The sequence below is a fragment of the Myroides odoratimimus genome (assembly GCF_030326305.1).
GTDB classification, from domain to species: Bacteria; Bacteroidota; Bacteroidia; order Flavobacteriales; family Flavobacteriaceae; genus Flavobacterium; species Flavobacterium odoratimimum_A.
Map to the genome: position 1 here is coordinate 1 of NZ_JACAKB010000050.1, position 11,338 is coordinate 11,338.

Annotated in this window: 9 protein-coding genes; 4 read left to right on the plus strand and 5 right to left on the minus strand. The window is 32.2% G+C overall.

Annotation, left to right across the window (positions count from 1 at the left end; all coding sequences use genetic code 11):
- The first annotated feature begins 437 nt into the window (after nt 1-437).
- Nucleotides 438-1,610, plus strand: coding sequence for a proline dehydrogenase family protein (locus HX049_RS17615; RefSeq protein WP_041891692.1), 1,173 nt, complete (start codon nt 438-440; stop codon nt 1,608-1,610).
- A 100-nt stretch (nt 1,611-1,710) separates the two neighbouring features.
- Here the strand turns inward: HX049_RS17615 and HX049_RS17620 are convergent, their stop codons facing one another.
- The 4 genes from HX049_RS17620 to HX049_RS17635 all read right to left on the minus strand — a co-directional run bounded on the left by HX049_RS17620 (nt 1,711) and on the right by HX049_RS17635 (nt 4,727).
- Nucleotides 1,711-2,286, minus strand: a complete 576-nt coding sequence (locus tag HX049_RS17620) for a porin family protein (RefSeq protein ID WP_286417617.1) — start codon at nt 2,284-2,286, stop codon at nt 1,711-1,713.
- Nucleotides 2,287-2,349: 63 nt separating this feature from the next.
- Complete coding sequence (locus HX049_RS17625) at nt 2,350-2,940, minus strand: hypothetical protein (RefSeq protein ID WP_286417619.1); 591 nt, start codon at nt 2,938-2,940, stop codon at nt 2,350-2,352.
- Between the two features lie 203 nt (nt 2,941-3,143).
- The gene (gene ung, locus HX049_RS17630) at nt 3,144-3,806 is read right to left on the minus strand and encodes a uracil-DNA glycosylase (RefSeq protein ID WP_286417620.1); all 663 of its coding nucleotides are present in this window, start codon (nt 3,804-3,806) and stop codon (nt 3,144-3,146) included.
- A 282-nt stretch (nt 3,807-4,088) separates the two neighbouring features.
- Entirely contained in the window at nt 4,089-4,727 is a 639-nt protein-coding gene (locus HX049_RS17635; protein WP_286417621.1) for a LexA family transcriptional regulator, read from the minus strand.
- Nucleotides 4,728-5,530: 803 nt separating this feature from the next.
- Here HX049_RS17635 and HX049_RS17640 point away from each other — a divergent pair.
- The 3 genes from HX049_RS17640 to HX049_RS17650 are packed head-to-tail and all read left to right on the plus strand — an operon-like array spanning nt 5,531 to nt 11,036.
- Nucleotides 5,531-6,811 (plus strand): TolC family protein, encoded by a 1,281-nt coding sequence (locus tag HX049_RS17640; protein ID WP_286417623.1) that lies wholly within the window; start codon nt 5,531-5,533, stop codon nt 6,809-6,811.
- 18 nt (nt 6,812-6,829) lie between these two features.
- Complete coding sequence (locus HX049_RS17645; RefSeq protein WP_286417625.1) at nt 6,830-7,930, plus strand: efflux RND transporter periplasmic adaptor subunit; 1,101 nt, start codon at nt 6,830-6,832, stop codon at nt 7,928-7,930.
- Nucleotides 7,931-7,949: 19 nt separating this feature from the next.
- Complete coding sequence (locus HX049_RS17650) at nt 7,950-11,036, plus strand: efflux RND transporter permease subunit (RefSeq protein ID WP_286417627.1); 3,087 nt, start codon at nt 7,950-7,952, stop codon at nt 11,034-11,036.
- 63 nt (nt 11,037-11,099) lie between these two features.
- On the opposite strand, the gene HX049_RS17655 is transcribed toward HX049_RS17650, so the two are convergent.
- Nucleotides 11,100-11,243, minus strand: coding sequence for a helix-turn-helix domain-containing protein (locus HX049_RS17655; RefSeq protein WP_286417628.1), 144 nt, complete (start codon nt 11,241-11,243; stop codon nt 11,100-11,102).
- Between the last annotated feature and the right edge of the window lie 95 nt (nt 11,244-11,338).

Sequence of the window (11,338 nt, forward strand, 5' to 3'; positions counted from 1 at the left end):
TTTACAGAAGCGTTTTATACAATAACCAACTTACTATTTTGCAATCTAAAGTTTAAAATGACTTTTTAAGGTTCGACTATGTATTCAACTATTTTTTAGTTCTAAAAAGGTCTTTTCTTCTTATCAGAGGATTCTTTATAAAGTCAATGATATTTTCTGAGAATTTTAATGATAAAATTAGTTCATACCAGTATATACAGGTAAAAAATGCTAGTTGTCTCTACAAATTTATAACTTTTAGAAGAAACTAAAATAAGATGTATCAAAGAATTTAAGAGATTAATTCTTGTTTGGTAAGGATTAAAAGTATTTAACACTTTATAATCACTAAGCCATTAAAAAATATCACATATTTTAAATAAGAAGATAAATACCAAAAACTATTAAATTATTACTAAAAGAGTAATTATATTTGCCTAACGAATTTACTTTTTATAATGAAAAATTTATTTAATAATACTGAAGTAGCTTTTGCTCTTAAAAATAATAAAGAATTAAAAAGAGCACATTTTTTATTTAAAATGATTAGCAAACCAACTTTAGTAAAACTTGGTTCTTCCCTTGCAAATTTTGCAATTAAAACTCATTTGCCTGTTACTGGTTTAATCCGTTCAACTGTATTCGATCACTTCTGTGGTGGTATTAGTGAAGATGACTGCTTAACTGTAGTAGATAATATGTACGCTAAAGGTGGTGTAGCATCAGTTTTAGATTATTCTGTAGAAGGTAAAGAAACTGAGAAGCAATTCGACGCTGCTCTAAACATGACGATTAAAACGATCGAGTATGCTAAACAACGTCCAGACTCTATTCCTTTTGCGGTATTTAAACCTACTGGATTTGGTAGATTTGATATGTTTGTGAAAAAAGGAGAGAAAGTAGCTTTCACTGCTGAAGAAGAAAAAGAATGGGAACGTATCGTTTACCGTTTTAACATGGCTTGTAAGTATGCTTATGATCATGGTGTACTTTTATTAATCGATGCTGAACACAGCTGGATGCAAGATGCTGCTGATGATATCGCATTAGACATGATGAGAAAGTATAACAAAGAGAAAGCATTAATCTATAATACTGCTCAGATGTATCGTTGGGATAGATTACAGTATTTAAAAGATCTACACGCTATCGCTAAAGCAGAAGGATTCCATGTAGGGATGAAAGTAGTACGTGGTGCTTATATGGAGGTAGAACGCGAAAGAGCTACTGAGAGAGGATATAAATCTCCTATCTGTGTTGACAAAGCTGCTACTGATGTAAACTATGATGCTGGGGTAACGTATATGTTAGAGAACATAGACTCTATGGCTATCTTCGCTGGTACTCATAACGAAAAGAGTTCTTACCTAATCATGGATTTAATGGAGAAACACAATATCTCTCATACAGATCGTAGATTATACTTCGGACAGCTGTACGGAATGAGTGATAATATTAGCTTTAACTTAGCGAAAGAGAAGTTTAATGTAGCTAAATACTTACCTTTCGGACCTGTACGTGATGTAATTCCTTACTTAATCAGACGTGCAGAAGAAAATACTTCTGTTGCTGGTCAAACAAATAGAGAGTTAGATCTTATCGAAACTGAACTAAAAAGAAGAAAACTGTAATTAATTACGGATTTAGAATTATAGTTACCCGTCTAAGGTAATTCATCATAAAAAAACGGAAGCTGATAAGGCTTCCGTTTTTTTTTATACTCTTATTAGGCTAGAACTTATAGCCTACTCCTACCATAAATGCAAAGTTTTTATTACTAGCAGGAACATCCTTAAAGACATCGATTACTCCAAAACTAGTTCTCATATCAATAAACAGATTATTTCCAAAATCATAACCTAGACCTGCATTAAGCCCTAAGTCAAACTTATTTACAGCACTTCCTATATCTCCTGTCTTTCCATTCATTTCGGCTTCTGATTTAACTGCAAAGTTAAATTGTGGTCCGACTTGAATATTGAAACCTTTCGTTACAAAAACTTTAGCCATTACTGGCACAGCGATATAGTTTAATTTTACTTTCCCATCATAAGAGGCAGTAGATATCCAAGGAATATCAAGACTCTCTAACTTACCTCCCATTGTAGTGTATAAAAGCTCTCCTTGCAATGCAAATCGCTTAGAAAATTTAGCTTCTACCACACCTCCAATATGAAAACCTGATTTACCAACGATGTCATCTATATTGGTAACCATAGTTTGATTAAATCCAGCTTTAACCCCAAAGCTTACTTTAGTCTTTCCTTCTTCATAATGCTGAGCTACCGCAGCTGTAGATATAGCCATAAAAGCTAATGTAGTAAGTAGTAATTTTTTTATATTTAATTATTTAGTGTTTGTGTTTTTCTTTTAATAATCACCTAATACTAATAAGTTTGTTTCCATGTCTGTATCTTTAGGAACTAGTAGTGATACATTGTATTGGTTTTGAACATATTTTAAATGGTCAATATTTAAATAATTGCCAATTAATTCAGCGCATTCTTCTGCACTTCTCTTTCCGCAGAGTATACCAAAGAATTGAACCTCTGTTTCTACGTCAAGGGATAATTGTTCATCAAAATCTTCATCTGCATAAATGTCAATAGTAGCAGACATCTTCACTATTATTTTGCTATCAACTTTTCTAAAGTTAACTTTTGCATTATACACCCCTGTATGTTCATAAACATAAAAAAGAGCTCTAGGCTTCCTCTCCTCTTCTTGATAATCTTCCCATTCTATATCATATCCTGCAATATCTTGCCATTGATTCAGTTCATTAGGATTGATAAATAATAATAGCTCTGAATTAAAATATAGCTCACTTCTATTTAATCTCCCCTTAGTGTCTTCAGCCTTTATTTGTAATCCAAATACTAACTGTTTAGTTGAACTATCCATAAAAGCATCTAAATAAGCATACTTTACCTCAAACTCTTGGTTTTTTATTTTAAACATATCAAAACAAACTAAGTTAATTACATTCTTTACTTAAAAGATGGAATATACTGCTACGCGAAGTCTCCCGACTTCATGTTATTAGATAATATTACCTTATATACAGTCCTGCACAAGGCTCTATGTCTACCTACCCATAAGATGGGATTCTTCCTTTAGAATCGCCCACACAAGAGAATAGTGCTATAGACAGAAATTCTTAATTAAATCTTCCAATCAATTGATTTGATTCCTTTAGACTCCAAGTAAGCATTGGTTTGAGAAAAAGGTTTACTACCATAAAACCCTCTATAAACAGATAAAGGAGATGGATGTACTGTTTCAATTACAAAATGTTTAGAACGATCGATATTCTTTCCTTTCTTTTGAGCATAGCTCCCCCATAGAATAAATACAATATTCTCTCTATGTTTGCTTAGTTGTTCTATTACAGCATCTGTGAATTTCTCCCAACCTAACTTCTGATGTGAGCCAGCTTTCTTCTCCTCTACAGTTAATGTAGCATTTAATAGAAATACTCCTTGTTCTGCCCACTTCGTCAAATCACCATTTATATTTCTAATTCCTAAATCATCTTCTAGCTCTTTATAAATATTCTGTAAACTAGGTGGTAACTTCACACCTTTACTTACACTAAAAGAAAGACCATTGGCCTGAAAGGCACCGTGATAAGGATCCTGTCCTATGACAACCACTTTAACATCCTCAAAGTCTACTAATTCGAATGCTGTATAAACCTCTTCTTTAGGAGGATATACCATAGTAGTTTCATATAAACAATCAATATTCTCTATTAGTGTTTTAAAATAAGGAGAAGTTATTTCTGCTGCTAAATGCTTATTCCAACCTTTTGCTTTTAGTTTCATTCTTTTTTCTTCAAATATAAGCTTTCAACCAAAATATTAAACTAGTTTTACAGTGAAAAACTAAAATAAAAGAGTAGTAAATTACTATTATTTAACTACTCTTTTCGCTTAGTCTTTTTAATCTAGATTATGCAATAGACATATAAACGAAAAGTAATTATACAAAATAGAACTGAATTAGTGAATAAAGCATACTATAGTATGGTTTTAGAGCTAATGAAAGAACTATGAAGTAGAATTGCTTTGTAGTATTTGGCTAATGCGTAATTTGAATTTAGCTCATTATATCTCTGATATTCCTTTCATTTGTGGTAAAAAAGCACCTCTTATGCAAAAGAGTTCTTTTACATCATCTATTTTTACTTGTATATTCTCAAATGTAGGATTATCACTGATCAATAACAGTGTATTATCATCTACCATTCTCTTGAATCGATAGATAACAATCCCTTTTCCTTTAAGCACAAATAGATAGACATGCCATAACTGTAACTCTTCTATCTGAATACGCTTAGTAATCACATAAGAAGTCATTTTAATAGTAGGATACATATTATCTACTGATACCTGAAAAGCTGTATCTACCTCTTCTACTGTTGGAAAAACATAGCTTGGTGCTGTTGCCAAAGTCTTCTCTGGATCTAAGAAATACTCGAAGTTATGATCTATAGAAATCATTTTCACCTTTCTCTTGTGATAACTACTGTTATAAACGGCTGTAGAATCTGAGAAGAATAATTCATTTAGATCTATTTTGTGTTCTTTACACAAAGCTATTAATCCTTCATATTGTAAACTATCTCTCTTTTTCCAAGAAGAAATAGTATTAGGTTTAACATCAAGAATATTTGCTAGCTGTAAATCTGTCTTTATTCCTAGCATTCTCTTTAGTTTCTTAATTACTCCTGTTGCATTTTGCATAGCTTTTAATTTTTAGTGTTTGTTTTAATTTTATTTATTTTTTGTCTTTTTTCTTATGAGTAAGGCACTTTGCAAGGCTTAAATGATAATATTCAAATATTTTAATAAGTGGCATTTTGTACAGTTCTTCTAGTATAGTAGTCTAAAGTGCCACATTATGAATTCAATCTAAAACCACGTTATAAAGCCCGTACGAGGCTATTATTGATTTTTAAAGAAATCATTAAATCTTTATTCCATCATTACTCATATAGTACAAAATACAAAATACAAATACTAATAAATCACAATATTCAAACAATATACCTAATTAGATGCGTAATAATTCGCAATAATGTATCTCTAAATTTGTTTTACAATTATTTTGCCAATTATTTTTCTTTTTTAAGAAATTACATTTGGTCAACTATTCACAATAAAGCACTGATTACAAAGTAGATTGACATATTTCGACATCACAATACGCAGTGTGGCATTGAAGTAAATCTGATTAATTGTATATTTTTTTGGTTAAAAGTCGTTTTTGGCTTCTTTTTTGTAATACTCGTTTTGTAAAGAATTTAGGTTTGATGAAAAAAGAGTATCTGTTAAACTTATTAGTTAAATAGAATAAGCATTCTAAGTAGAAAAAATAGAGGATTAAAATAACCTTACATCAATAAAGAGATTGAATATTGCGATTCTTAAAAAGAATTATCACTGCAGTTCTAATCATTTTCTAATGTTGTTTTAATCTCTCTCTAATGCAACTCAAAGTTCTCTATAAGTCCTAAGTAATAATTTTGACCTTAAAATAAAAGACAATGTTTAAAAACACTTTATTAACCATTCTATCAGCTTTTGTACTAAGTACTTATGCACAAGACAACTCAGTTAAAGCACTGAAATTATCTAAAGAAGAAGCAGAAGCACTCTTCTTAGAGCAGAACTTAGAGCTTATTGCAAAGAACTTAGAAATATCTCAAGCAGAAGCACAATTATTACAAGCAAAGTTATGGCCTAACCCTACTTTTGAAGTTTCAGAGATTAACTTCTGGAAGACTACAGATATAGAAGAACAGCCTAAACTTATTGGCAATTGGGGGGAAGCACAACAATACGCTTTTAGAGTAGAGCAATTGATTCAAACTGGAGGTAAACGCAGAAAGAGCATAGACCTTCAGAAATTAACAATAGAAGAAAAACAACAGGAGTTCGAAAGTATTATACGTGAGCTTAAGTTAGAACTAAGAGGTAATCTGTCTGACTTACAAATACTTCAAGAACAACAAAAGATATACGAAAAACAAATAGAAAGTACTAAGTCCCTAATTAGTGCATACAAGAACCAATTAGAACAAGGGAATATTAGTCAAGCACAATACATTCGCTTAAAAGCAGCAGAGCTTCAGTTTAAAAAAGAACAGGTCAACATCAATAAAGAACTGGAAGAAGCTGTAAAAGACTTTAAAAACTTTATCAATATTGGGAGTAACACCCTGGTCGTTATTACTGATAAACTAGTAGCTCCTGAGAAAGAGATATCTGAACTAGAATTAGAAAATTGGATTATCACTGCTCAAGAACAACGCCCAGATGCATTAAAAAGCAGAACATTAGAAAAGCAATCTGAAAAGCGATTAGAAATAGAGAAAGCACAGCGAGTTCCTGATATTACACTAGGAGTTGATTATGATAGAGGTGGTAATATTATGCGTGATTTTGTTGGTTTTGGAATCTCTTTTGACTTACCCATTTTTGATAGAAATAAAGGAGGAATTAAAGAGGCTAAAATAGATATAGAGTTAGCCAAACTCGACACACAAAGTAAGCTAAACGAGATAGCTAATGATATAGTTGAAGCCTTTAGAAATTATTATCACGCAGAACAACTCTATAAAGATATAGATAGCGGATATGAGCAGCAATTAGATCAACTACTAGATGCATATTTAAAGAACTTTCAAAAGAGAAATGTGAGTTTAATCGAGTATTTAGACTTTGTAGAAGCTTATATAGAGAATAAAACAATTCTATTAGAAACTAAGAAAGATCTAAATGATCATTTTGAAAAACTACAATACGCAGTAGGACAAGATTTATAAAAACTAAACTAATTGACAATGACAAAATATTCTATACTTACATTAGCCTTACTAAATATAGTTCTGATGAGCTGTAATAAGGGAGAACAAAATAATGAAGAGATAACTAAAGAACAAAAGTGCCTATCTGAAGCGATGAAAAGCACGCTCAATATGGAGAAAGTCACACTGAGACCTATAGAGCGAAGTCTAACACTTAATGGTTATATCGATTATAACCAAGATAAAACAGTTTCTTATAATAGTCTAGTAGATGGATTAGTTACTAATACTTATTTCTCTCTAGGAGATTATGTTATGAAAGGACAATTATTAGCTGAAATAAAAAGTACTGATACGAATGAAATATACAGTGAATTAAAAGCTAGTGAAGCAGAATTAAAAGTAGCTAAGCGCGAGTTAGAATCAGTAGAATCAATGTATAAAGATGGTATTGCTTCTCAAAAAGAGTTAATCGAAGCTCAGGAGGATGTCAGAACACTGAATAGTAAAGTAGCTGCTGTCAGAAGTAGTCTAGAGATATTCAATAGTCGTGGTGAATCTGGAGTAGTAAATGTAGTAGCTCCTCAGTCGGGTTATATCGTTACGAAAAGCGTTAGTACTGGAATGACTGTAAATGCTGGTGATGAACCTTTGTTTACGATAGCAGATTTATCTGATGTATGGATCATGGCTAATGTATATGCTGCAAATATGCGCAATGTACAACCAAATCAAGAAGTAAAAGTATCTACCCTAGCTTATCCTGATGAATATTTTGCTGGAAAAGTAACTAAAGTATCTCAAGTATTTGATGCTGAAGAGAGAGTCCTAAAAGCTCGTATTTCAATGGAGAATAAAGAGATGAAACTAAAGCCTGGAATGTCTGCTGATATCATTATTCAGTTAGAAACAAACGAAGGTAAATCTCTTGCTATCCCTAATACTGCTATCATATTTGATAACAACCAAAACTATGTAGTAATTTATAAAAATGATTGTGAACAAGAAGTTAGAAAGATCACTCCTGTCTCTAAAAACAATATTTATACCTATGTAGCAGATGGAGTAAAAGAGAATGATATGGTCGTAACTACTAATGAATTACTTATTTATGAGCAATTAACTAATAAATTGTAATTCGTAAAAGCCTTTATTTATGCAAAAATTCGTCAAAAATATAGTATCCTTTTCTCTTAAAAATACATTCATCGTCATCTTCGGTGTATTGTTATTATTGTTTGGAGGGATTTATAGTTATATACACACGCCTATTGAAGCCTTTCCTGATGTGACTAATACTCGTGCACGTATTATCACACAGTGGCCTGGTCGTAGTGCAGAAGAAGTAGAAAAATTTATTACCCTTCCTATTTCAAAGGAGGTTAACACCATTCCTAATAAAGCAGAGGTAAGATCTATCTCTTTATTTGGACTATCTGTTGTTACGGTATTGTTTAATGATGAAGTAGATGACTTCTTCGCTCAACAATATGCTTCTAACAGAATGGGGAATGTAAAACTGCCTGAAGGAGCTGATTTTGAAATAGAACCACCTTCTGGAGCTACAGGAGAAATCTTTAGGTACATCATTAAGAGTGACCTTCCTATCAAAGAAGTTACTGCTATTCAAGATTGGGTAATAGAACGAGAATTATTATCTGTACCTGGAGTGGCTGATGTAGTAAGCTTTGGAGGTGAAGAAAAAATATTTGAAATACAGATTAACCCTACTGAATTAATTAATTACGACTTATCTCCTTTAGATGTATATGAAGCTGTAGAAAAAAGTAATATTAATGTAGGTGGAGATGTTATCCAACGTGGTGATCAAGCTTATGTAGTAAGAGGTGTAGGATTATTAGACAATGTTGAAGATATCGAGAACATCCTTATCGAGGTAAAAGGAAGTACACCAATTCTAGTAAAACACGTAGCTAATGTCGTGGTATCAGCCAAACCACGCTTAGGACAAGTTGCTTTTCAAGACGATGATGATGTCGTACAAGGAATCGTAGTAATGCTTAGAGGTGAAAACCCTAGTGCAGTTATCGAAGGGCTAAAAGATAAAATAGCAGACTTAAACGAGCGTATTCTACCTAAAAATGTTCAAATAGAAACAGTCGTAGATAGAACTAACCTTGTAAATACAACAGTACACACCGTATCTAAGAACTTAGTAGAAGGAGTTATTTTAGTATCCATTATTGTATTTATTTTCTTATATAATTGGCGTACTACATTTATCGTTGCTTCTGTTATTCCACTGGCTTTCTTATTTGCTATCATCATGCTGAAGATACAAGGGTTACCTGCTAACCTAATCTCAATGGGAGCATTAGACTTTGGGTTGTTGTTAGAAGGAACTTTAGTTATTGTCGAACATGTCTTTGTAGGTCTAGAGAAACGAGCTGAACAGGTAGGAATGGCGAGATTCAATAGAATGTCTAAATTAGGTACTATTAAGAAAAGTGCAAGTAGTGTAGCGAGCTATATTTTCTTTGCATTATTAATTCTAATCGTCGCTTTAATGCCTATCTTCTCTTTCCAAAAAGTAGAAGGTAAGATGTTCTCTCCCCTAGCCTTTACATTAGGTTATGCTCTATTAGGATCGCTAATATTGAGTTTGACTTATGTACCTGCTATGTGTAAAATCTTATTAACTAAAGATATCAAAGAACGTGAGAATGTTATTTCTCGTTTCTTTAAGAACAATATCTATAAAATGTTTAATTGGAGTTTTACCCATAAGAAGTTAACTCTTTCGATGTTTATAGGTTTACTTGTTATCTGCGGAGTTAGATTCCATTATTATGGTTCAGAATTCTTACCTAAGTTAAACGAGGGCGCTTTATATATTAGAGCTACATTACCTAGTAGTATTAACTTAGATGAATCTGTAAGATTAGCTAAAGAAATGAAAGCTAAGATTAGAGAGTTTGATGAAGTTAAATTTGTATTGACACAGACAGGTCGTCCTAATGATGGTACTGACCCTACAGGATTCTTTAATATCGAATTTCACACTGAACTAAAACCAGAAAATGAATGGACGCGTAAGATAACAAAAGACAAACTTCTAGAAGAGATTCGTTTAAAATTAGAGAACTACCCTGGTGTTAATTTTGGATTCAGTCAACCAATACAAGATAACGTAGAAGAATATGTAGCTGGTGTTAAGAGTTCTCTTGTAATCAAGATATTCGGAGATGATTTATTCGAATTAGAGAAATATGCTAACCAAGTAGCCAAAAGCATCAGAGATGTCGAAGGGGTTACAGACTTAAATGTATTTAAAAATATTGGTCAACCTGAACTGAGAATTAAGCTTCACGATCATAAAATGGCTAAGTATGCTGTAACAACAGCAGATGCTCAGGCTGTAATCGCTATGACTATCGGTGGACAAGCAGCTACTACCCTGTATGAGAATGAGAGAATGTTTGACGTTGTACTTCGTTTCAACAAAGAATACAGAGATTCAGATGATAAAATTGGTGATATCTTAATTCCTTCACTTGATGGTAAACAAGTGCCATTAAAAGAGATTGCTACGATAGATTATCACACTGGCCCTGCCTTTATTTATAGAGAAGGTGGTAGTAGATATATTGGTATAGGATTTAGTATTGAAGGAAGAGACTTAGGAAGTACTATTGCTGAAGCAAGAGCTAAAGTAGATAAAGAAGTAAAACTGCCTGCTATCAATAAAATGGAATGGGCAGGAGAATTTGAAAGTAAAGAGCGTGCTGCAAATCAATTAATGCTTGTTGTACCTGTTTCTTTGATTCTAATTCTTGTATTACTTTACTTCAACTTTGGTAATGTAAAAGATACTGCTATTGCAGCCTTAACTATTCCTTTCGCTTTTATCGGTGGTTTTGTATCACTTTGGGCAACTGGCACGATATTTGGAATATCAGCAGGGATAGGATTTATTATTCTTTTTGGAGTAGCTACTATTGATGGTATTGTACTTATTGGAGTTATGAGAGAAAACTTACAACATCGTATGCCTTTAAAAGAAGCAATAAAAGAAGGAGTAAAAAGCCGAATAAGACCGGTAGTAATGATTGCATTGATGGGGTCTATGGGATTACTTCCTGCAGCTTTATCAAATGGAATGGGATCAGAAATACAGAAACCATTAGCCATTATGATTGTAGGGGGACTAATCATCTGTATGATTTTATCCTTTACTATCTTACCACAAGTATTCTATTGGGCTTATAGAAATAAGAAGTAGATTTTTTCATATTTTTTTTGGGGGACACTTTATCTTTTAATAAAGTGTCCCTTTTTTATTCCTTTATTTTTCTCTTTTAAACTGTAAAGGAGTTAGCGCAGTGTGCTTCACAAAATATTTAGTAAAATGACTCGCATCTGTAAAACCAAACTCTAATGCTATTGCTGATAAATTATGATCACTATGCTTAATTCTTTTCTTGATCATTTCTATTTTTAAGCCATTTGATTACTATGATAAAAGCAAATAATAATTCATAATATTTATTTCGTTTTTCTGATAATAATTCAATAATCTAAGAC

Coding starts and splice junctions, on each gene's coding strand:
- ung (WP_286417620.1), bottom strand. CDS start 3,806: ATGAAACTAAAAGCAAAAGGTTGGAATAAGCATTTAGCAGCAGAAATA.
- HX049_RS17640 (WP_286417623.1), top strand. CDS start 5,531: ATGTTTAAAAACACTTTATTAACCATTCTATCAGCTTTTGTACTAAGT.
- HX049_RS17650 (WP_286417627.1), top strand. CDS start 7,950: ATGCAAAAATTCGTCAAAAATATAGTATCCTTTTCTCTTAAAAATACA.
- HX049_RS17635 (WP_286417621.1), bottom strand. CDS start 4,727: ATGCAAAATGCAACAGGAGTAATTAAGAAACTAAAGAGAATGCTAGGA.
- HX049_RS17655 (WP_286417628.1), bottom strand. CDS start 11,243: ATGATCAAGAAAAGAATTAAGCATAGTGATCATAATTTATCAGCAATA.
- HX049_RS17615 (WP_041891692.1), top strand. CDS start 438: ATGAAAAATTTATTTAATAATACTGAAGTAGCTTTTGCTCTTAAAAAT.
- HX049_RS17625 (WP_286417619.1), bottom strand. CDS start 2,940: ATGTTTAAAATAAAAAACCAAGAGTTTGAGGTAAAGTATGCTTATTTA.
- HX049_RS17620 (WP_286417617.1), bottom strand. CDS start 2,286: ATGGCTATATCTACAGCTGCGGTAGCTCAGCATTATGAAGAAGGAAAG.
- HX049_RS17645 (WP_286417625.1), top strand. CDS start 6,830: ATGACAAAATATTCTATACTTACATTAGCCTTACTAAATATAGTTCTG.